Raw genomic sequence first — 21,720 nt, forward strand, 5'->3', positions numbered from 1 at the left:
TTGTGCGTATCGCTGAGGTTATGCTCGCGGCGCGGCGGGGCTCACGGCGTCGGGCTCCACCCCAGCAGCGGCCCCAACCGCCCCGCGATGTCCTCGAGGATCTGCACGTAGTCGTCGGGTGCGAGGTCGAACGGCAGGGCGAAGGCCACCTCGTCGATCTCGGCGACCGACGCCGTCGCCTGCAGCTGCTCGGCGATCTGCTCCGAGGTGCCGACGAGGTCGGCGGCGAACAGCAGCCCGCGGGGACCCTGGGGGATGCCGACGCGCCCGCGCCGCGACTCGGCGTAGGCCTCGTATCGCCGACGCTGGTCGGGTGTGGCCGTGTCGGTGGGGACCACCACGAGACCCTGTGACACGCGGGCGTTCTCGCCGTCGGCGTGCGTGTCGCGGTACAGGCGGATCTGCGCGTACTGCTCGGTGTCGAAGTCGGTCGACGTCGTCGACTGGATGACGCTGCTGGTGAGCAGGTGGAAGCCGTTCTCGGCCGCCCAGGTCGTCGAGGTGGGGCTCCCGGCGCCGTACCAGAGCCGGTCGGCGAGACCCGAGGAGTGCGGTTCGATGCGCTCGGAATACTCCTCGATGCCCTCGGTGCCCGCGAACGGGCTGACGGCCTCGCCCGCGAGGAAGCGGCGGAGCCGCGCGAGGCGCCCGTACCCGAAGTCCTCGTGGTCGGACGTGTCGGGGTACAGCGCGGCGGCGATCTCGTCGAGCCGGCGCGGCGGACCCACCGAGAATCCCGGCTCCAGGCGTCCACCGCTGAGCACGTCGACGGTGGCCAGGTCTTCGGCGAGGCGGAACGGGTTCTCGTAGCCGAGCGGGATGACCGCGGTTCCGAGCCGGATGCGACTCGTGCGCTGGGATGCCGCGGCGAGCACCGCGACGGGGGAGGACAGGCCGTACTGCAGGTGCCGATCACGCAGCCACGCGCTGTCGAAGCCGAGGCGCTCGCCGCGCTCGATGATCGACAGGGTGGTCTCGTGCCCGGCGCGCGGGTCGTCGCGGTCGAAGAGGCCGATGGTGAGGAAGCCGAGGGAGCGGAGCGGTCGGGTCATGCCGGCGTCCGCACCGAGACGAACCGGTTCCGCCGCCGCAGCGCGAAACCCAGGCGCTCGTACGCCGCGATCGCACCGACGTTCGTCGCCGCCGCGTGCAGCAGTGCGCGGTCACCGCGCTGCTGGATGTGGAACGCCACGTCGAGCACGAGGCGCGAGGCGAGGCCCTGGCGCCGGTGATCGGCATCCACCGCGACGGCACTGATCTCGGTCCACCCCGTGGGGTGGAGGCGCTCGCCGGCCATGGCCACCAGACGGCCTTCGCGACGGATGCCGATGTATCGACCGAGCTCGTAGGTGCGGGGCCGGAAGGGGCCGGGCTGATTGCGGTCGACGATCGCGATCATGTCGGCCGCGTCCGCGGCATCCAGTTCGATCGCTTCGTCATCGGGACGCGTCCGCAGGGCGTCGGTCTCGACGAGCTGCACCCCCTCGCCCCCGCCGAGGTACTCCCACCCCTCGGGGAAGCCGCCCTCGTAGCCCGACAGGCCGACGTCGGCGCCCGGTCCGACGAGGTCGCGCAGGGCGTCCCAGACCCCGGGTTCGTCCCACGTGCGCACGGCGACGAACGGCGCGACGTCCTCGGGATACCGGCGGACGAGGTCGCCGCCGATGGCGAACGAGGAGTGCGGGCCGGCCAGGGAGTGCCAGGCGGCGTTGTCGAGGACGGTGGCGTCGGCGTGGGGGATGTCGAGGAGCGATGCGGAGGTCACCGGGACACTCTGCGCCGGTCGCGGCGGCCGTGCAAGCCGGGGGTCACGAGACGCAACCGGACCACCCCACGATGACGGTGTGTGAAGACGTTCGACGCCCGGTGACGGTCGCCGACTCCGCGTTGCGAGTGGCGCCCGCCGAAGTGTTACCCGCGGTTTCCGGTGCCGGGGGAGAGTCGCGAGGAGCGGGGAGATACTGACGGGATGACGGCGGTGGACAGCACGTGGACGATCGAGCGGGTCGACTGGCACGACGAGCGTGCGGTGGCGTTGCGCGCCGCGATGGATGACGAGATCGCCCCGCGGTACGCCGACGCGTTCGCGGCGTTCGATGACCACACGCGCGCCCTGCTGGCCGAGGACTTCGCGGTCGATCCCGCCACGATCGTCGACGTGCTGCTCGTGCACGACGGGTCCGGCGAGCCGGTCGGCCACGCGGCGCTCCGCGCCCTCGGCGGCGAGCTCGAGGTCAAGCGCGTCTTCGTCGAGCGCCGCGCCCGCGGGCAGGGGGCGAGTCGCGCGCTCATGGCCGAGCTCGAGCGCATCGCGCGGCACCGGGGCGCGTCCCGGCTCATCCTGCAGACCGGCGACCGGCAGCCCGAGGCCATCGCGCTGTACGAGCGCATCGGGTACCACGCCATCGACACCTTCGCGCCGTACGTGCGGTTCCCCGCCTCGCGGTGCTTCGCGAAGCCGCTGGCCGCGGGATCGCCGGCCGCGTGACCGACGACATCCTCGACGTCGCCGTCATCGGCGCGAGCGCGAGGCGGCCCGCCCGAGCGCGGGGGTTCGGGGCGCGAAACGTGCAGTGGGGCGGACAATGACCGCCCCGCTGCACGAACCCCGCCCCGAACGGTGCGGGGCGGGTCGCACCAGCGCCGTCAGAGGTCGTACGCGAATGCCCGCAGGTCGAGGAAGCGACCGGGCTCGACCTCGACCGGATGCTCGCGCTCGGTCAGCCGGCGGAAGCCGAGCTTGAGGTACAGCGCGTGGGCGCCGAGCATCTCGGGGCCGCTGTTCATCACGACGCGCACCGCCCCGCGCGCCCGGGCCAGACCGATCACGTGACGGGTGAGGGCCTCGCCCACGCCGCGTCCCCGGGCCGTCGGCGCAACAGCGAGCTGACGGAAGTCGAGCTCGCCCTCGACCGCGAGCGGAGACAGGCGTTCGCCGGGCCGGGGTGTCCAGACGGTGCCGACGATCTCGTCGCCGTCGAGGGCGACCCACACCTCGCCCTGCGCGACCCGGGTCGCAACGTCGGCGAGCGACGCGAGGTAGCCCGCGGTGAGCCCTTCGTAGCTGTGGCGGTAGGCGTCGGCGGTGAGGCGCCCGGCATCCGCGTGCTCGTCGGGCGCGACGAGGCGGATGGTCAGGGCGGGGGCGTCGGTCCGGGCTTCGGCCGGCGCGAGGGCGTCGCCGGCGCCCGCGGCGCGGTCGGCGGGGAGCGAGGTGGTCATGGCATCCCTTCGAGGAAGCGAGAACGCGGCCCGGTCTCGAAGAAGACCGGGCCGCGTTCAGGTCAGGACTTCGGGAGTCCGGGCGGGTTGATCTGCGAGGTCTCGATGCCCTCGGACTCGAGGTTCCACACGTTCAACACGTCGGCGTACTTTCCATTCCGGATGAGCTCCTCGAGCGCGACGTTGACCGGCTCGACGAGCCCGTTGCCCTTCTTCGTGCCCGCGGCGATGTCGGCCTGCAGCGGCCAGCCGCCGGGGACGATCCCGACGATCTTGGTCTCGCCGGTCTCTTTCGCCGCCCACGCGGCGGTGGCGTTCGGACCGAAGGTCGCGTCGACGCGGCCCGACTGCAGGGCGAGGGTCGCCGCGGCATTGTCGTCGTAGTAGTTCAGCTCGGCGGGGGCCTTGCCGGCGGCCGTCAGCTCGGCGTTCCAGCTCAGCAGCACCTTCTCTTGGTTCGTGCCCGAGCCCACGACGACCTTGAGGCCCGAGATGTCGTCGGCCTTGTCGATCTTCTCGATCGCGCTGTCGGAGCGCACGGCGAAGCCGAGCAGGTCCTGCCGGTAGCTCGCGAAGTCGTACAGCTCCTTGCGCTCCTCGGTCACGGTGACGTTCGAGGTGATGAGGTCGTACTTGCCCGATTGGATGCCGAGGGGCCAATCCGCCCACGCCACCACGACGGGGTTGTACTCGAGGCCGAGGCTCTCGGCGATGAGCGAGCCGATGTTGGGCTCGGTGCCGGCGGGCAGCGTCTCGCCGTCGGGCACGTAGCTGAGCGGCGGCACGAAGGCTCCGACGGCGACGGTGAGCTTGCCCGCCTCGATGGGCGTGAAGCCGCTGGCTTCGAGCGCGGCGACGGCGTCGGGGATCGGATCGGTGTGCACCCACTCGACGGCGGGGGCGGATGCCGAGGGCTCCGGCGCCGCGACCGCTTCGGCCGGGCGGTTGATGCCGAGGGCGACGCCGCCGCCGACGACGGCGACGACCGCCGCGGCGATCACGCCGATCGCGATGCTCTGCTTCTTGCTGAGGGCCATGCTGTGTCTCCTTGTGAGGGGTGGATGCCGTGGCGCCGGTGTCGCGTCACGGACGGCGGTGTGATGCCTCCGGCGGGCGCCGGACGGCGTTTCGGGTACGGGTCGGAGCGAGCGCGCGGGCGGCGCGACTCGGGGGGCGGGGCCCGGGTTCAGCCGAGGACTTTGGCCAGGAACTCGCGCGTCCGCGGGTGCCGCGGGTGTTCCAGCACCTCGTCGGGCGTGCCCTGTTCGACGATGCGTCCCTGGTCGAGGAACACGACGCGATCGGCCACCTCGCGGGCGAAGCCGATCTCGTGCGTGACGATCACCAGCGTGGTGCCGAGCTTCGCGAGGTCGCGGATGACGTCGAGCACCTCGCCGACGAGTTCCGGATCGAGCGCGCTCGTGGGTTCGTCGAAGAGCAGCACCTGAGGTGTGAGGGCCAGCCCTCGAGCGATGGCGACGCGCTGCTGCTGGCCGCCCGAGAGCTGCCTCGGGTAGGCGTCGGCCTTGTCGGCGAGACCGACCCGGTCGAGCAGGCTCCGGCCGAGCCCGCGCGCCTCGTCTCTCCCCAGCCGCTTCAGGGCCAGGGGTGCCTCGGTGATGTTCTCGAGCGCGGTGAGGTGGGGGAAGAGGTGGAAGTTCTGGAATACGATCCCCACCCGCGTCCGCCGCTGAAGCACCTCGCGCTCGTGCAGCTCGTGCAGCTTGCCGTGGCGCAGCTTGTAGCCGATGAACTCGCCGTCGACCGTGATCGAGCCGGCATCCACCGTCTCGAGGTGGTTGATCGTGCGCAGCAGCGTCGACTTGCCGGAACCGCTGGGTCCGAGCAGCGCCACGACCTCGCCGGGCTCGACCGTGAGGTCGATGCCGTTGAGCACTTCGACGCCGTGGAAGCTCTTGTGCACGTTATGGATCTCGACGAGCCCGCGCGTCGCGGTGACGGCGGTCATGCGCGGCCCCCCGTCGACGTCGCGGCGGGCTCGGTGGCATCCGTTCGCCCCGGCGGCGCCGGGGTGTCGCCGAGGCGCGCCCACTGGACGCCGGCCCAGGTGCGCGCCCGCTGCACCGGGGTCGGCGGCAGGGCCCGAGCCGCGCCCCGGGCGTAGTGGCGCTCGATGTAGTACTGGGCGACGCTGAGGATCGTCGTGATGAGCGTGTACCAGACCACCGCCACCAGCAGCAGCGGGATCACCCGGCTGTTGCGGTTGTAGATGACCTGCACCGCGTAGAAGAGCTCGGGGATGGCGATCACGAAGACCACCGACGCGCCCTTCACCAGACCGATCACCTCGTTCGTGGCATTGGGCACGATCGAGCGCATGGCCTGCGGGAGGATGATGCGGAACAGCCGACGGGATGCCGGGATACCCAACGCCGCCGCCGCCTCGTGCTGACCGGGGTCGACCGAGACGAGACCGCCGCGGATGATCTCGGCCGAGTAGGCCGCCTGATGAAGACCCAGCCCCAGGATCGCCGCCGCGAACGCGCTGACCAGCTGCACCGTCGGGAACTCCACGATCCAGAAGTCGGTGGTGAACGGGGTGCCCAGGCCCAGCGTCGGGTACAGGTAGCCGAGGTTGTACCAGACGATGATCTGCACCACGAGGGGCACCGAGCGGAAGAACCAGATGTAGCCCCACGCCGCGGCGTTGAGCAGCGGCGACGCCGACAGGCGGCCGAGGGCGAGGACCGTGCCGAGCGTGAACCCCACGACCGTCGAGATGGCGGTGAGCGAGAGCGTGTAACCGATGCCGATGAGCACGGGCTCCGAGAAGAAGTACTGCGCGAAGGTGTCCCACATGTAACGGTCGTTCGTGACGAGGCTCCACGCGAACTGTGCGACGACGAACACCAGCAGCGCGCTGAAGATCCAGCGCCACCAGTGACGCGTGGGGACGACGGCGATGGTGCCGAGGTCGATTCGGGCGGCGGCGGGCGTGCCGGTGGGTTCGGCGTTCGGGCGGGCGGCGGACGCCGGCGCGGTGGTGGTCATGGGTGCTCCTCGGACTCCGGACCGGCGGGGACGCCGGTGGGTGACCGAAACGCTATGACGGGGTCGGAGGGCGCGTGCGGCGCGGTTTCACACGCCGCAACGCCCCGATACGCACCGCAACCCCGCGCCACGCGGGGTAACAGGCTGGCGCGTGACGGCTCGTCGAGGTACGGCTGGGGCGGGCCGGGTTACCGGGCCGGGGCGGGCCGAACTCCTGAGGATCGCGACGGCGGCGCGGCGCGCGGCGCGTCGTTTCGCGGCGGAGTCGGCCTCGGCATCCGGTTCCTCAGGAGTTCGGCCCGCCGCAGCGGGGGCCCTGCGGCGACCTCGCCGCCGCCCGGCCGACCTCATGCCTCGCGCAGGATCCGAGCCGTCACCCGCGTGCCGAAGTGCAGCGCGTCGACGGGCACGCACTCGTCGGCGGCGTGGAACTGCCCGAACACGTCGAAGTCGGCGGGCACCCGCAACGGCACGAAACCGTAGCCCCGGATGCCGAGGTGCGCGAGGTGCTTGTTGTCGGTGCTGGCCGGCAGCAGGTACGGCACGACCGTGCCCTCGGGGTCCTCCGCGGTGATGGCGTCCTGCAGCACGTCGACGAGCCGCGCGTCGACGGGCGACTCGATCGCGCGCACCGCGCGTCCCCACGCGATCTCGATGTCGGGTCCGACGAGTGCCGTGAGCTCGTCGCGCAGGGCGTCGTCCTGCCCGGGCAGCACGCGGATGTCGAGGCGCGCCGAGGCCGACGAGGGGATGACGTTCGTCTTCGTGCCCGCCTCGAGCACGGTGGGCGAGGCCGTCGAGCGGGTGCTCGCGCCGATCAGCGAGGCGGCGAAACCCAGCCGCTCGAGATCGTCGTCGAGGTCGGCGCCGTCGAAGGGACGACCGCTGGCGCGTCCGTAGACCTCGAGGAAACGCTCGAGGGTGGCCGTGCGCACGAGGGGGAAGCGGTGCGCGCCGACGGCGGCGACCGCCCGCGACAGCCGCACGATGGCGTTGTCGGCGGTGGGCCGCGAGCCGTGGGCCGCGTGGCCGCGCGCGGTGAGGGTTGCCCAGGTGACGCCCTTCTCGGCGGTGGCGACGAGGTAGGCGCGGCGGTCGTCGGGCAGCGGCAGCGAGAAGCCGCCCACTTCGCTGAGTGCTTCGGTCGCTCCGGCGAACAGCTCGGGGCGGTTGTCGACGATCCACCGTGCGCCCCAGACGCCCCCGGCCTCTTCGTCGGCGAAGAACGCGAAGATCAGGTCGCGCCGCGGCACGATGCCGTCGCGGCGGAAGGCGCGGGCGATCGCGAGCAGCATCCCGGCGAAGTTCTTCATGTCGACGGCCCCTCGGCCGTACAGGACGCCGTCGTGGATCTCGGCCCCGAAGGGCGGGTGCGTCCAGTTCTCGGCCTCGACGGGCACGACGTCGAGATGGGCGTGGGCGACGAGTGCTCCGGCATCCGGATCCGACCCCGCCAACCGCGCGATCACGCTGGCGCGTCCCGGCACCGGCTCGACCAGCGTCGTGTCGTACCCGGCGTCGCGCAGCTGCTCCTGCACGAACAGCGCGGCCCGGGTCTCGCCGTCGCCGATGGTCGCGGCCTCGCCCGTGTTGACGCTGTCGATGCGGATCAGGGCGCGGATGAACTCGAGCGCTTCGGCCTCGAGGGGGGATGCGTCGGCCATGGCGCGGGTCAGTGCTGGTGGTCGGGGCGGGCGTCGTCGGCGAGTTTGAACGCCAGGCGTCCGTGCGCGTAGCCGCCGCCGGCGCGGATGGCGGTGGCGACCCACGCCGCCTCGGCGAGCTCGGCCTCGGTCGCGCCGGCCTTCACGGCGTTCTGCGAGTGCCCGTCGATGCAGTACACGCACTGCGTCGTGATGCCCACCGCCAGCGCGATCAGCTCGCGGTACTTCAGCGGGATCGCGCGACCTTCGGGAGCGAAGACGGCCTGGTCGAAGGCGGCGAACGCGGCGAGGATGTCGGGCGTCTCGGCCTTGTAGACCTTGGTGTAGGTCTTGTCGGCGGTGCGGTCGAAGTACTCGGACATGGTGCCTCCCGAAGGCGGTGCGGGGTCGGTGTGCGTCGGTCCCACGGTGCCACGGCCCTCCGCGCTCGTCCCCGTCCCGCCGTCACGCGAGGTCACACGCCCGGTTCGGCTCCGCGTCGCGTCCGCGCGGACCGTGTCCCGCTTTTGGCGGACCGTGTCCCAGAAGTGGCTGCCTGCGCGGCTCCCAGGCCGCCGAAAGTGGGACGAGGTCGCGGGCGTCGGCCGCGTCGGCGGCGGATCGATGTCCCGCTTTCGGTGGACCGTGTCCCCGAAACGGCTGCCTGCGCGACTCCTAGACAGCCGAAAGTGGGACGCGGTTCGTGGCGAGGCTCAGCCCAGCACGCTCGCCCCGAGTTCCACCGGGCTGCCCTCGATGTTGCCGACGATGCCGCGGATGACACCCGTGCCGTCCTCGCGGCGCAGGCCGTCGTACCAGGCCTGGGTCGCGTCGACGTCGAAGGCGTGCGTCTCGTGCGCGCGCTTGCGGGCGCGCAGCACCAGGTCGCCCGCCCGCTCGGTGCGGATGCGCTCGTACCGCTTCAACGCGTCTTCCACGCCGAGGGTCGAGGTCGCGAACACGATGCCCAGGGCGAAGCTGTCTTCCAGGGCAGAGCAGGCGCCCTGACCGATGTCGGGGGCGGTGTTGTGCGCCGCGTCGCCGAGGATGGCCACGCGACCGCGCACCCAGGTGTCGAACGGGTCGATGTCCCAGATCTCCACGCGGTTCAGGGACTCGTCGGCGTCGATGCCGTCGAGGAGCGCGCGCACCCCGGGGGCGCCCCACGAGCCGAACGCGGCCTCGAGAGCCGACATGCGGTCTTCGACCACGCCCGAAGGCCCGGGCACATCGACGAAGAAGTAGAAGCGGTCGCCGGCGACGGGCATGACGGCGCACCGTTTGCCGTCGCCGACGTAGGTCGTCCACTGGTCGAGGGGCCCGATGCGCTCATCGGCGGCGACGAGGCCGTTGTAGTTGACGTAGCCCGAGTACGAGCGTTCGGGGCGGATGCCGGTGGGCTCGGTGACGTAGTCCCGCACGATCGAGCGCGCCCCGTCGGCGCCGATGAGCAGGTCGGCGGTGTCGGTGGTCCCGTCGGCGAACGTGGCCGTCACCGTCTCGCCGTCGTCGGACACCCCGACCAGTTGACGGCCGAGGCGGATGTTCGCCGGGCCCACGGCATCCATCATCAGCTGCTGCAGGTCGGCGCGCGCGACCGGGTAGGGACGCTGACCGGTCTGGGTGGTGACGGGCGCGAGGCTGAAGCGGCAGAGCTCGTCTCCGGTGTGGCCGTCGTAGTAGGCCATGTCGTCCATCTGCCCGCCGAGGGCGGCGACCTGGGGTCCGAGGCCGAGCCAGTTGAGCACCTTGACGCCGTTGGACCACAGCGACAGGGCTGCTCCGACCGGGCGGTTCTCGCGCATCCGGTCGTAGACGACGACGTCGTGGCCGAGCTTCTGCAGGGCGAGGGCGGCCGAGGTGCCGCCGACGCCCGCGCCGATGACGATGACTCTCATGGTGCTCCTCAGCTGCCGCGGTAAGTCGAGTAGGCGAACGGGCTCAACAGCAGCGGCACGTGCAGGTGCGCGTCGCCCGCGACGGTGAACGCGACGCTCGCCACGGGGTGGAACGACGCGACACCCCGGGCGCGGAAGTACGCGCCGGTGGCGAAGGTGAGGCTGTAGTCGCCGTCGTCGAGGCGGTCGGGCCCGAGGGCGAGGCGGCCGTCGGCGTCGGTCTCGGCCGCGTCGATCGTCGCGCCGTCGAGATGGGCCAGCGTCACGGCGACGCCGGCGGCCGGGGTGCCGGCCGTGGCATCCAGGATGTGGGTGGTGAGGTGGCTCATTCGGCGGCCTCCGGTTCGGCGGGGGCGTCGTCGGCGAAGGTCGTGCGCAGACGCAGCAGGGCGATCTCGGCGAGCTGGCGCGTGGCTTCGATGGTCTCGCCGTCGGGGTCGTTGCCGAGGCGGCGCTCGAGTTCGGCCCGCAGCTCACCCGGGGTGCGGCCGGCGGCGCGGATGAGGAAGACGCGACCGAAGCGTTGCTCGTACGCGGCGTTGCCGGCGGCGATCGCGGCGACGTCGTCATCGGCGGCGGCGGCCATCGAGCCCTGTTCGCGACGGGATGCCGCGGCCTCGGCGCCGTCGCCGGAGACGTTCGCCCCGATGCGGGGGTGGGCGTGCAGGGCGGCCTCGAGGTCGGCGGGCGACCAGGCGGCGGCGAGGTCTGCGGCGTAGGCGGCGAGGGCGTCGACGCTCGCGTACGGGCGGCCGTCGACGACGGCGTCGACCCAGCCGGGCACGTCGGCCCAGACGCGGACGACCGCCGTGGCATCCGCGTCGTCGAGGGCATGGAAGTCGTGCAGGTGCATGTCGGCCAGGTTAGGGGTGCTGCGTTACGGGGCTGTGGCGCGATGTGTCGGCGATGTTGCTGTGGGGAACATTCCGGTGGCGGAGGCGCGGGCCGGACGCCCCACTGCGGGGCGCGTTCCGTGCACCGGGGCGCGCAACGACCGCCCCGGTGCACGCATCGCGCCCCGAACCCGACCCGGCCGCGCCCGGCCGCGCGGCGGACTCAGCCGTGCACGATCAGCCAGTGCGCCACGGCATCCGCGTCGCCGGTGTTGTGCAGGCGGTGGGGGACCGAGCAGGGGTAGCTGATCGCGTCGCCGGCGCGCAGGATCACGCGCTCGGCCTCGAAGTCGATGGTGAGCTCGCCCGCCACGACCGTGCCGACCTCGTACCCCTCGTGATGGAAGAGGCCGTCGGCGCCGTGGGCGGCGGCTCCCGGCGGGTAAATGGACTCGAAGTAGTCGATGCCCGGTGACGAACCGGGGGTGAGACGGCGGAACGACACCCCGCTGTCGAGCACGATGTCGGGCGTCTGCCCCGCGCGCTGCAGCGTGAATCCCGAGGGGCCGGCGGGTTCGACGGGGCGGTCGGATGCCGGGTCGAAGGCCGCCACGAGCGGAACCCCGAGGGCGTCGGTGATGGCGATGAGGCGCGAGACGCTCGGCTGCATCACCCCCCGCTCGATCTGAGAGACGGCGCTGGGGGAGATGCCGAGGGTCTTCGCGAGGGCGCGCGCGGAGATGCCGCGGGACTGGCGCAGGTCGCGGATGCGTCCGCCGACGGATGCCTCGGCGGGTACTCCCGCGTCCGTCGTGGGCGCGACATCGGTGCGGGCGGCGGTGGGCGTGGCGCGGGCGTCGTCAACGGCGGCGGGCTGCGTCATGCCCCGAGTCTAAGGACGCCTCGTTCGTGAATACCTGACTTCACATGTCTGTTACACGAGCGAAACCCAGCGCACAATGTGAACCCATAACTTCACATCAGAGATCCACTCCGGCCGCGGACTCCACGTCGTGGCAGCCATCGTCCTGAGAGGAATGACATGACCACGACGCCGCTCACCGGTCCCCACGATCTCGTGGAGGCCGCCGGCCACCCCCACGGCGGGGGCAACATGAAGCCGCACTACGACGACCGTCTCGCCAACGAGGACCTCGCGCCGCTCCGCAAGCAGAAGTGGTCGAGCTACAACATCTTCGCGTTCTGGATGAGCGACGTGCACTCCGTCGGCGGCTACGTCACCGCGGGCTCGCTCTTCGCGCTCGGACTGCAGTCGTGGCAGGTGCTGGTGGCGCTGATCGCCGGCATCGTCATCGTGCAGATCTTCGCCAACCTGGTCGCCAAGCCCAGCCAGAAGACGGGCGTGCCCTACCCCGTGATCAATCGCGTGGTCTTCGGCATCCGGGGCGCGAACATCCCCGCGATCATCCGCGGACTCATCGCCATCGCCTGGTACGGCGTGCAGACGTTCCTCGCGGCCGAGTCGCTGAACATCGTGTTCCTGAAGTTCATCCCCGGTTCCGCGGCCCTGCTCGACGTGTCGTTCGCGGGTCTGTCTGCCCTGGGCTGGATCTCGTACGCCATTCTGTGGACGGCGCAGTTCCTGCTGTTCTGGAACGGCATGGAGGTCATCCGCCGCTTCATCGACTGGGCGGGGCCGGCGGTCTACCTCGTGATGATCGTGCTGGCGATCTACCTCGTCTCGCAGGCCGGCATCCAGAACATCTCGTTCACCCTCTCGACGACCCAGCTCGACTTCTGGGCCTCGATCCCCGTGATGTTCGCCGCGGTCGCGCTCGTGGTGTCGTACTTCTCGGGCCCGATGCTGAACTTCGGGGACTTCGCCCGCTACGGCAAGAGCTTCGCCGCGGTGAAGAAGGGCAACTTCTGGGGTCTGCCGATCAACTTCCTCTTTTTCTCGCTGCTGACCGTCATCACCGCCTCGGCGACCGTGCCGGTGTTCGGCTCGCTCATCACCGACCCGATCGCGACGGTCGAGCGCATCGACACCCCCTTCGCGATCCTCCTCGGCGGCCTGACCTTCGTCACCGCCACGGTGGGCATCAACATCGTCGCCAACTTCATCTCGCCCGCGTTCGACTTCTCCAACGTCGCCCCGAAGAAGATCTCATGGCGCGCGGGCGGCATGATCGCCGCCGTCGGTTCGACGTTCCTCATGCCCTGGAACTGGTACTCCAACGCCGACGCCATCCACTACTCGCTCGGCGTGCTGGGCGCCCTGATCGGTCCGCTCTTCGGCATCCTGATCGCCGGGTACTACATCGCCGCCCGCCAGCGCGTGAAGGTCGATGCGATGTTCACGATGGACACCGCCGGCCCCTATTGGTACCGCAACGGCTTCAACCCGAACGCGGTCAAGGCGGTCATCGCCGCGGGTGTTCCGACGGTCGCGATCGCGATCTTCCCGAAGCTGTTCGCCGATCTGGCCCTCTTCAACGTCTCGTGGATCAGCGACTACAGCTGGTTCATCGGCTGCGGCCTGGGCTACGTGCTGTTCCTGCTGTTCGAGCGTCGCGACCCCCGCATCCCGACGTTCGAAGGCGAGACGGAGGGCATCTCCGACGGCACCGTCGACGCGGTCGCCGAGGTCGCGGCATCCGAGGCTCCGGTGCTCGCGCAGACGGTTCAGGATGCCGGGACCGCAGCGTCGGCGTCGGGTGCGGTGCTCGCGCAGAACGCTGCGGCCGCGCCGGACTCGGCGCCGGTGCTCGCGAACGAGGTTCCGGATGCCGCGACCCCCGCGTCAGCGCTCCGGCGACCGACCGCCGGACCCTCCCGCGAGGCGCTCGCGTGAGGATCCTGCTGATCAACCCCAACACCTCCCGGGCGATGACCGAGAAGATCGCCGACGCCGCCCGGGAGGTGGCGGGACCCGACGTGCTCATCGAGGCCGTGTGTCCCGCCACGGGAGCCGAGGCGATCGAGAGCCACATCGACGAGATCGCGGCGGCGGCGGCCGTCGTCGAGGCGATCGCGGCCGATCGCGACGGCCACGACCCGGCCGACGCGTACGTCATCGCGTGCTTCGGCGACCCGGGCCTCGACGCGGCGCGCGAGATCGTGGAAGTCCCGGTGGTCGGCATCGCCGAGGCGGCGATGCACCTGGCGGCGGTGTCGGGTCGGCATTTCGGGGTCGTGACCACACTCAGCCGCACGCTGGGCCGTGCCGAAGACCTCGTCGCCCGGTACGGCATGGAGCGCGCCTGCGTGTCACTGGCGGCGACCGGCATTCCGGTGCTCGACCTCGAGGACACGGGATCCGAGGCGGTCACGACCATCGAGCGATACGGGGCGCGCGCCGCGGCCGCCGGCGCCGACGTCATCGTGCTCGGCTGCGCCGGCATGGCCGATCTCTGCGCCGAGCTCACGGCGCGCATCGGGGTGCCGGTCGTCGACGGCGTCGCAGCGGCGGTGGGCATGGCATCCGGGATGGTGCGCATGGGGCTTCGAACCAGCAAGCGCGACGAGTACGCGCGGCCGCCGCGGGAGCCCCGCCCCGCGGGGGTGTCGGGTGGCGCGGGCGGCCGCGAACGGGGCGCGTTTCATGCACCGGGGCGGTCCGTGGACGCCCCGGTGCACGGCGAGCGCCCCGGTATGGCGGCGGACGGCGCGGCGGGGTCGGTCCCCGCCCCTTCTCCCCACGCGGGCGATTTCGCGGTTTTCGCATGAATGTTGATGACGGTTACATTCAGGAAATGCGGGGCGCCTAGCGTGAACGACATGAGCACACGGATCGCCGCCCGACGGGTCTACCTCGACGGCGCCTTCAGCCCCGCCACCGTCGTGATCGACGACGGCGTGATCACCGCCGTCGAGCCCTTCGACGCCGCCGCCGCCACCGTGCTGCCCGGCGACGCGGTGCTGCTGCCCGGGCTCGTCGACTCGCACGTGCATCTCGACGAACCGGGCCGCACCGAGTGGGAGGGGTTCGCGACGGGCACCGCCGCCGCGGCGGCCGGTGGGGTCACGACGGTGGTCGACATGCCGCTGAACAGCCTGCCCGTCACCACCACCCCCGAAGCTCTGGATGCCAAGCGCCGGGCCGCGGCGGGAAAGCTCGCCGTCGACGTGGCGTACTGGGGCGGCGCCGTCCCCGAGAACCTCGGAACGCTGCGCACGCTCTCCGAGGCCGGCGTCGTCGGGTTCAAGTGCTTCCTGTCGCCGAGCGGCATCGACGAGTTCGGACACCTCGACACCGACCAGCTCGAGCGGTGCCTCGCCGAACTCGCCGAGTTCGACGGCCTGCTCATCGTGCACGCCGAAGACCCCGCGCACCTGCACCCCGATGGCGCACTCGGGCCCCGCTACAGCGACTTCGAGGCCAGTCGCCCCCCGCTCAGCGAACGGGCCGCGATCCGCCGGGTGATCGACGCCGCACGCCGCACGGGCGCCCGCGCGCACATCGTGCACGTTTCCGACGGCGGCGCGCTCGACGACGTGCGGGCGGCGAAGGCCGAGGGCGTGCGCCTCACGGTCGAGACGTGTCCGCACTACCTGACCCTCGAGGCCGAAGACGTTCCCGACGGTGCGGGGGCGTTCAAGTGCTGCCCGCCGATCCGCGGCGGCGCCAATCGCGACCTGCTGTGGGCGGGGGTCATCGACGGCACCATCGACGCGATCGTCAGCGACCATTCGCCGTCCACCGTCGAGCTGAAGGGCAATCCCGACTTCGGCCTCGCCTGGGGCGGCATCGCGGGGCTGCAGACCGGCCTGTCGGCTGTGCACACCACCGCCCGCGAGCGCGGGCTGGCCTTCGAAAGCCTCCTGCCGTTGCTCACGACGGGCCCCGCGCGTATCGCGGGCCTCGAGGGGCTCGGCGTCATCGAACCGGGAGCGCCGGCTCACCTCGTCGCCTTCGCTCCCGACGAGACCTTCGTGGTCGATGCCGCGGCGCTGGAGTACCGCAACCCCGTGACGCCGTGGCACGGCAAGACCCTCACCGGCGTCGTACGCGAGACCTGGCTGCGCGGTGAGTCGGTGTACCGCCGCGGCGCTGCGGTGACCGAGCGTGAGGGCCGCGAGATCCTGCACACCCCCGCGGCGGTGGAGGCGTGAGCGCCCCCGTGGCCGGGGTCCCCGCCGCGACCGGGGCCAAGGCCGGGTTCCCTGAGTCTGGCGGGGCGACCGTGCCCGGTGCCGCGTCGCCGGTGCCGATCCTCCAGCCCGGCGTCGGTGCCGTGCCCGGCGATCACTACCTCCGCGCCACCCCCGACACCGTGCTGTGGGGGCGCCTGCCGTGCGCGGGCGACACCGCCGTGCTCGAGATCGCGTCGGGTGCCAGCGTCACGTTCGACACCGTCAGCCACGAGGGCATCCTCGACGACCAGGGCAAAGACCCGGCCGCCTACTTCGCGGCACACGGGGTTCCGCGGGAGCAGGTGCTCGACGACGCCGTCGAGATCGCGGCATCCGTCTCGCGCGATGCGATGGCCGACGGACCCCACGTCGTCGTCGGTCCCGTGCACGTGCGCGATGCGCACCCCGGCGACCTGCTCAAGATCACCGTCGAGACGCTCGTTCCGCGGGTGCCCTACGGCGTCATCTCGAACCGGCACGGCAAGGGCGCGCTCGTGGGCGAACTGCCGCGCGGCGAGCACAACGTCAGCGTCTTCGCCGCCGTCGCCGAACGCGACGGCATCCTGCACGGCACGCTCCCCGTCGTCGAGGGCGGCGACCCGGTCGTCGCGTTCCCCCTCGCGCCGTTCCTCGGCACGATGGGGGTCGCCGTCGCCGGTTCGGACCGACCCCACTCGGTGCCGCCGGGCACGCACGGCGGCAACATCGACATCAACCTCCTCGTCGAGGGGACGATCCTCTACCTCCCCGTGCAGGTCGAGGGGGCGCTCGCGTACGTCGGCGACCCGCACTTCGCCCAGGGTGACGGCGAGGTCGCGCTCACCGCGCTCGAGGCGTCGTTGCGTGCCACGCTGCGCTTCGAGGTGATTCCCGCGGTCGCGGCCCGCGCGGCTTTCGGCGAGGTCGCAGGTCCCCTCGTGCGCACGCCCGACTACCTCGTGCCGACGGGGATGGATCCCGACCTCGATGCGGCCATGCGCGCCTGCGTGCGCTCGTCGCTCGCGCTCCTGCGCGGCCGCTGGGGCATGGACGAGCACCTGGGCTACGCCTACCTGAGCGCGGCAACCGACTTCGACATCTCGCAGGTGGTCGACATCGTCTCGGGCGTGCACGCGCGCATCCGCGAGGCCGACTTCGCGGGTGTCCCGGCCGTCGAGCCCGAGCCCCTGGCATCCCGCACCATCCCCGACGGAGGCACCGCATGACCCCCGCACTGGCCGCCGCACTCGCCCGCGTCGAGTCCGCCCTCGAGCCCGCTCTCGACCCCACCCTCGAGCCCGCTGAGGGTCGAGTGTCCACCACACGCCGTGAGGCGCCGCCCCGGAACGGCGTGTCTCGGACACTCGACGGGCGCGACGACAGAGGGCGTGGGGTCGCACGATGACGGATGCCAGCAACCCGGCCACCGGAACCGGCGACGCCGGCACCGCGCCCGCCGCCCGGACGGCCGAGACCGCGCCCGAAGCCGCCGTTCCGGCCACTCGCCCGACCGAGACCGCGCCCGGAGCCGCCGGCGCCCCGCCTCTCCCCGCCGACCTCCGTGCGGCCTTCAACGCGTACGAGCGCGCGATCGTCGCGAACGACCTCGACGCCCTCGACGCGTTCTTCGCGCCCGGCCCCGACACCCTCCGCGGTGATACGGCGGGGCTCCTGATCGGTCACGACGCGATCAGCGGTTTCCGCTCGCTTCGCGGCGGCGTCCCCCCTCGCGACATCGCCGAGATCCACTACCGGCCGCTCTCGTCCGCGACCCAGGGGGCGAGCACCGATGGCGACGCCGCCCTGCTGATGTCGGTCTCGCGCTTCGTCGGCGGTGGGCGCGGCCTGCAGACGCAGGTGTGGCAGCGGATCGACGGACGCTGGCTCATCACCGCCGCGCATGTCACCCCGCGTACCCCGGCGCTCGACCGCACGATCTGGCGCAGTGTCGGCGATCCGTTCTTGCAGGGCGCGTGGGAGGGGCCGCTGGCGGGGCTCACGGTCGCGGTCAAAGACCTCTTCGCGATCGCCGGGTTCCGCATCGGCGCCGGAAACCCGACCTTCCTCGAAGAGGCGCGCCCCGAGAAGGCCACGGCTCCCGCGGTCGCCGACCTGCTGCGGGGCGGTGCATCGCTTCGCGGGATCGCCCGCACCGACGAGTTCGCCTACTCGATCGCCGGAGACAACGCGCACTACGGCACCCCGCCCAACGGCGCCGTCGTCGGCGCGCTCCCGGGGGGATCGTCGAGCGGACCGGCGTCGGCGGTCGCCTCGGGGCACGCCGACATCGGCCTCGCCACCGACACCGCGGGTTCCATCCGTGTGCCGGCGTCGTACCAGGGCCTGTGGGGTCTGCGCACGACCCACGACCTCGTTCCTCGCCAGGGGATGCTGCCGCTCGCGCAGTCCTTCGACACCGTCGGGTGGCTCACCCGCGACGGTGCGACGCTGCAGAAGGTGGCCGACTGGTGCCTCAGTTACGACGGCTCCGACTCGACCGAGAACGTCTACGGAGCTTTGGGTGCCGACCTGCCGTGGCGCTTCCTCGTGCCCGAAGAGATCCTCGACCACGTCGAACCCGCCACCCGCGCGGCGTTCTCGCGTCTGTTGGCCGCGCTCGCGGCATCCGATGATCCGCCCCCGTTCCGTGCCGTGCACACGGGCGATCTCGATGCCACGTTCACGGCGTTCCGCACGGTGCAGGGCGCCGAGGCGTGGCGCAACGACGGCGACTGGCTGCGCGCGCATCCCGGCGCCGTCGGCCCGGCCGTGGCCGAACGTTTCGAGATCGCGTCGCGCATCACACCCGAGGCGGAGGCGGGAGCCCGCGCCGACCTCGAGCCCCTCGCCGAGCACCTCGCCGAGCTGGTCGGCGACGCCGTGCTGATCTTCCCCACGGTGCCGGGCCCCGCTCCGCTGCGGACGGCCGACGTCGAGGCCGTCCGCGCCGCGACGCTGCGCATGACGGCCCCGGCGGCGGTGGCGGGGCTGCCCGCCGTCTCGGTGCCGTTGCTGACGCTGCCGACATCGGCCGGTCCGGCCCCGGTCGGCGTGTGCCTGGTCTCGCGCGCCGGCACCGATATCGCCCTCGTTCGCCTCGCGCGTCGGCTCGCCGCCCTGGTGGGCGCGGGCGTGGGCGCGTCGTGAGAGTGCGGGTGTGGTTCCGGGACGACGAGCCCTCCCGTGCGAAACTCCTGAGAAAACGCGTCGTGTGCGGCACCCGACCCCATGACGACGGGGCGCGAACCGCGGGCGCCGTCGGAAACTCAGGAGTTCTGCACGGCGCGTCTCTCCGCCCCGGCCCCTCCCGCTCCCGTCGCCCCCGTCCCTCCCGCCTCTGCCGCTCCCGCACCATGGAGACCTCGTGAATACCCAGATCCCCGGCCCGATCGACCCGCCCGCGCGTCTGCTGATGGGCCCCGGGCCCATCTCGGCCTACCCCAGCGTGCTGCGCGCAATGGGTGCGCCGCTCGTGGGCCAGTACGACCCCTTCATGACCGCGACCATGACCGAGACGCAGGACCTGTATCGGCAGGTCTGGGGCACCGACAACGACGCCACCGTGCTCATCGACGGCACGAGCCGCGCGGGCATCGAGGCCGCGATGATCTCGCTGATCCGTCCCGGGGACCGGGTGCTGGTGCCCGTGTTCGGGCGCTTCGGCCACCTGCTCGCCGAGATCGCCGAGCGCGCGCTGGCCGAGGTGCACACGATCGAGGTGCCGTGGGGGCAGGTGTTCCCGGTCTCGACGATCCGCGAGGCGATCGAGCGGGTGAAGCCGCACCTGGTGGCCTGCGTGCAGGGCGACACCTCGACGACCATGCTGCAGCCCCTCGACGAGATCGGCGAGATCTGCCGCGCCCACGGCGCCCTCTTCTACACCGACGCGACCGCTTCGCTCGGCGGCAACGCCTTCGAGATGGATGCCTGGGGGCTGGATGCCGCCACCGCCGGCCTGCAGAAATGCCTCGGCGGCCCCTCGGGGTCGGCGCCGCTCAGCCTGTCCGATCGCGCGGTCGAGATCGTGCGGTCCCGCGCGCGCGTCGAGGCCGGGATCCGCGAGGAGGGCGATGCCGTGGCCTCCGACTTCATCCGCTCGAACTACTTCGACCTGGCGATGATCCTCGACTACTGGGGCCCTCGGCGCCTCAACCACCACACCGAGGCCACGACCATGCTCTACGGGGCGCGGGAGTGCGCGCGCGTGCTGCTGCTCGAGGGCCGCGACGCCGTGATCGAGCGGCACGCCCTGCACGGTGCCGCGATGCTCGCCGGTGTCGAGGGCCTGGGGCTCACCGTGTTCGGTGACGTGGCCCACAAGATGACCAACGTCGTGGCGGTCGAGATCCCCGATGCCGTCGTCGGCGACGCCGTGCGCAGCGAGCTGCTGAGCGACTTCGGCATCGAGATCGGCACGTCGTTCGGCCCGCTGCACGGGCGCGTCTGGCGCATCGGCACCATGGGCTACAACGCCCGTACCGATGCGGTGCTCACCACCCTCGCCGCCCTCGAGGCGGTGCTGCGTCGACACGGGGCAGCGGTGCCCGCGGGCGGCGGTGTCGAGGCGGCGCAGGGCGTGTACGCGGGGGCGGTGGCATGAGCCGCGCTCTCGTTCCCGGTGCGGCCGACGTGGTCGGCCGCGGTCGCCGCGGCCCTCGTTCGCGCGGGGAGCGATCGTGACCGCCGCCACGCGCCTCGCCGTCGATCCCGCGCACATCGACGCGGCCGCCCGGCGCGTCATGGGGCGGTGCGAGGAACTGGCGCGCATCACCGCGACGCCCGGCAGCATCACGCGCGTCTACCTCTCGCCCGAGCACGCTCGCGTCAATCGCCTCGCGGCCGAGTGGATGCGCGAGCTCGGCATGACGACGCGACAGGACGCGGCGGGCAACCAGGTCGGCCGACTCGCTCCCGCGGGGGCGTCCGACGCGCCGGCGCTGTTGATGGGCTCGCACCTCGACACCGTGCCCGACGCCGGCCGTTTCGACGGCATCGTCGGTGTGCTGATGGCCCTCGAGGTCGTGCGGCTCGTGCGGCGCATCGACGATGAGGGCGTGGCATCCAGTCCCTTCCCGTTCGCTCTCGAGGTCGTCGCGTTCTCCGACGAGGAGGGCACGCGCTTCGGCAAGGCGCTGCTGGGGTCTTCGGCGGTGGCCGGCCAGTGGGATGCCTCGTGGTGGGAGCTGACCGATGCCGACGGCGTCACTCTGCGCGACGCGTTCCGCGACTTCGGTCTCGACCCCGGCCGTATCGGCGAGGCCGCCCGCGAGCCCGACCACCTCGTCGCCTACCTCGAAGCCCACATCGAGCAGGGACCCGAACTCCACCACGCCGGGCAGGCGCTCGCCGCGGTGTCGTCGATCGCGTCGGCGCGGCGCTTCCAGCTCGTCGTCCAGGGCGAGGCCCGGCACGCCGGCGGCACGCCCTACGACCTGCGTCGCGACGCGCTGCTCGGCGCGAGCGAAGCCGCCCTGGCGGTCGAGCGCATCTGCCGCGGCGAGCACCACATCGTCGGCACCGTCGGACAGCTCGAGGCGTTCCCCGGCGCGGTGAACGTCGTGCCCGGTGAGGCGCACCTCTCGCTCGACCTGCGCGGTGAGTTCGACACCACCCGCGACGACACGTGGAACGCGATCTCGGCCGAATTGGATGCCATCATGGGCCGCCGCGGCCTGCGGTGGAGCGCCCGCGAGGTGCACAGTGCGCCCGCGGTGTTCTGTGCCCCGCTGCTGCAGGACGTCGTGCGCGCGGGCATCGGCGGCGAGGCCCCCACCCTCTTCAGCCGCGCGGGGCACGACGCCATGGCGATCGGCGCCATCACCGACGTCGGCATGCTGTTCCTGCGCAATCCCGACGGCATCAGCCACCACCCCGACGAGGCGGTCGCGGGCGGCGATGTGGCGGTGGGGATCCGCGCGCTCGCCGAGGCGGTGCTGCACCTGGGGGCGGAGCCCCGCTGAGGCGGTACGGCGATCGCGTGCGCGGCGAACGTCACCCGACGTGCGGCGTCCCCGGAGTGCGGCGACCGATCCACTC

The 21,720-nt window shown here is 72.2% G+C and carries 20 protein-coding genes; 8 read left to right on the forward strand and 12 right to left on the reverse strand.

Going from position 1 to position 21,720, the window contains the following annotated elements:
• Positions 1–41: 41 nt before the first annotated feature.
• Together ASF96_RS01865 and ASF96_RS01870 are read right to left on the reverse strand one after the other, a co-directional pair.
• Positions 42–1,052: an LLM class flavin-dependent oxidoreductase gene (locus tag ASF96_RS01865; protein ID WP_055935426.1), complete on the reverse strand. Its 1,011-nt coding sequence runs from the start codon at positions 1,050–1,052 to the stop codon at positions 42–44.
• On the reverse strand, positions 1,049–1,765 hold the full coding sequence (locus ASF96_RS01870) for a GNAT family N-acetyltransferase (protein ID WP_055935428.1): 717 nt from the start codon (positions 1,763–1,765) through the stop codon (positions 1,049–1,051). Before ASF96_RS01870 ends, ASF96_RS01865 begins: the two co-directional genes overlap by 4 nt.
• Positions 1,766–1,969: 204 nt before the next feature.
• Between ASF96_RS01870 and ASF96_RS01875 the strand changes: the two genes are divergently transcribed.
• Positions 1,970–2,488 carry a GNAT family N-acetyltransferase gene (locus tag ASF96_RS01875; protein ID WP_055935430.1) on the forward strand — a complete coding sequence of 173 codons (519 nt, stop codon included), beginning with the start codon at positions 1,970–1,972 and terminating at the stop codon, positions 2,486–2,488.
• Between the two features lie 158 nt (positions 2,489–2,646).
• Here the strand turns inward: ASF96_RS01875 and ASF96_RS01880 are convergent, their stop codons facing one another.
• From ASF96_RS01880 to ASF96_RS01925, 10 genes are all read right to left on the reverse strand, one after another.
• Positions 2,647–3,222 (reverse strand): GNAT family N-acetyltransferase, encoded by a 576-nt coding sequence (locus ASF96_RS01880; RefSeq protein WP_082509231.1) that lies wholly within the window; start codon positions 3,220–3,222, stop codon positions 2,647–2,649.
• Positions 3,223–3,284: 62 nt separating this feature from the next.
• Positions 3,285–4,259, reverse strand: coding sequence for an ABC transporter substrate-binding protein (locus ASF96_RS01885; RefSeq protein WP_055935432.1), 975 nt, complete (start codon positions 4,257–4,259; stop codon positions 3,285–3,287).
• A 149-nt stretch (positions 4,260–4,408) separates the two neighbouring features.
• The gene (locus tag ASF96_RS01890; protein WP_055935434.1) at positions 4,409–5,191 is read right to left on the reverse strand and encodes an amino acid ABC transporter ATP-binding protein; all 783 of its coding nucleotides are present in this window, start codon (positions 5,189–5,191) and stop codon (positions 4,409–4,411) included.
• Positions 5,188–6,234: an amino acid ABC transporter permease gene (locus ASF96_RS01895; protein ID WP_055935437.1), complete on the reverse strand. Its 1,047-nt coding sequence runs from the start codon at positions 6,232–6,234 to the stop codon at positions 5,188–5,190. Before ASF96_RS01895 ends, ASF96_RS01890 begins: the two co-directional genes overlap by 4 nt.
• 347 nt (positions 6,235–6,581) lie before the next feature.
• Positions 6,582–7,898 (reverse strand): M20/M25/M40 family metallo-hydrolase, encoded by a 1,317-nt coding sequence (locus ASF96_RS01900; RefSeq protein ID WP_055935439.1) that lies wholly within the window; start codon positions 7,896–7,898, stop codon positions 6,582–6,584.
• 8 nt (positions 7,899–7,906) lie between these two features.
• On the reverse strand, positions 7,907–8,260 hold the full coding sequence (locus ASF96_RS01905; protein ID WP_055935442.1) for a carboxymuconolactone decarboxylase family protein: 354 nt from the start codon (positions 8,258–8,260) through the stop codon (positions 7,907–7,909).
• Between the two features lie 330 nt (positions 8,261–8,590).
• On the reverse strand, positions 8,591–9,775 hold the full coding sequence (gene hpxO, locus ASF96_RS01910) for an FAD-dependent urate hydroxylase HpxO (RefSeq protein WP_055935444.1): 1,185 nt from the start codon (positions 9,773–9,775) through the stop codon (positions 8,591–8,593).
• 8 nt (positions 9,776–9,783) lie between these two features.
• Positions 9,784–10,104, reverse strand: coding sequence for a hydroxyisourate hydrolase (gene uraH, locus ASF96_RS01915; protein ID WP_055935447.1), 321 nt, complete (start codon positions 10,102–10,104; stop codon positions 9,784–9,786).
• Positions 10,101–10,628: a 2-oxo-4-hydroxy-4-carboxy-5-ureidoimidazoline decarboxylase gene (uraD, locus tag ASF96_RS01920; RefSeq protein WP_055832038.1), complete on the reverse strand. Its 528-nt coding sequence runs from the start codon at positions 10,626–10,628 to the stop codon at positions 10,101–10,103. The genes uraH and uraD overlap by 4 nt, the downstream gene beginning before the upstream one ends.
• Positions 10,629–10,831: 203 nt before the next feature.
• The gene (locus ASF96_RS01925) at positions 10,832–11,491 is read right to left on the reverse strand and encodes a helix-turn-helix domain-containing protein (RefSeq protein ID WP_055832035.1); all 660 of its coding nucleotides are present in this window, start codon (positions 11,489–11,491) and stop codon (positions 10,832–10,834) included.
• 159 nt (positions 11,492–11,650) lie between these two features.
• Between ASF96_RS01925 and ASF96_RS01930 the strand changes: the two genes are divergently transcribed.
• The 7 genes from ASF96_RS01930 to ASF96_RS01960 all read left to right on the forward strand — a co-directional run bounded on the left by ASF96_RS01930 (position 11,651) and on the right by ASF96_RS01960 (position 21,644).
• Positions 11,651–13,423 carry an NCS1 family nucleobase:cation symporter-1 gene (locus tag ASF96_RS01930; RefSeq protein WP_055935449.1) on the forward strand — a complete coding sequence of 591 codons (1,773 nt, stop codon included), beginning with the start codon at positions 11,651–11,653 and terminating at the stop codon, positions 13,421–13,423.
• The gene (locus tag ASF96_RS01935) at positions 13,420–14,298 is read left to right on the forward strand and encodes an aspartate/glutamate racemase family protein (RefSeq protein ID WP_082509232.1); all 879 of its coding nucleotides are present in this window, start codon (positions 13,420–13,422) and stop codon (positions 14,296–14,298) included. The genes ASF96_RS01930 and ASF96_RS01935 overlap by 4 nt, the downstream gene beginning before the upstream one ends.
• 51 nt (positions 14,299–14,349) lie before the next feature.
• Entirely contained in the window at positions 14,350–15,684 is a 1,335-nt protein-coding gene (gene allB / locus ASF96_RS01940) for an allantoinase AllB (protein WP_235560511.1), read from the forward strand.
• 71 nt (positions 15,685–15,755) lie between these two features.
• Complete coding sequence (locus ASF96_RS01945) at positions 15,756–16,910, forward strand: acetamidase/formamidase family protein (protein ID WP_082509398.1); 1,155 nt, start codon at positions 15,756–15,758, stop codon at positions 16,908–16,910.
• A gap of 175 nt (positions 16,911–17,085) precedes the next feature.
• A complete protein-coding gene (locus tag ASF96_RS01950) occupies positions 17,086–18,831 on the forward strand; it encodes an AtzH-like domain-containing protein (RefSeq protein ID WP_082509233.1) in 1,746 nt (581 codons plus the stop codon).
• Positions 18,832–19,096: 265 nt separating this feature from the next.
• Entirely contained in the window at positions 19,097–20,284 is a 1,188-nt protein-coding gene (locus tag ASF96_RS01955) for a pyridoxal-phosphate-dependent aminotransferase family protein (RefSeq protein ID WP_181016019.1), read from the forward strand.
• A 76-nt stretch (positions 20,285–20,360) separates the two neighbouring features.
• Positions 20,361–21,644 carry an allantoate amidohydrolase gene (locus tag ASF96_RS01960; protein WP_055935454.1) on the forward strand — a complete coding sequence of 428 codons (1,284 nt, stop codon included), beginning with the start codon at positions 20,361–20,363 and terminating at the stop codon, positions 21,642–21,644.
• Positions 21,645–21,720 lie beyond the last annotated feature (76 nt).

The sequence above is a fragment of the Microbacterium sp. Leaf179 genome (assembly GCF_001423785.1).
Taxonomy (GTDB): Bacteria; Actinomycetota; Actinomycetes; order Actinomycetales; family Microbacteriaceae; genus Microbacterium.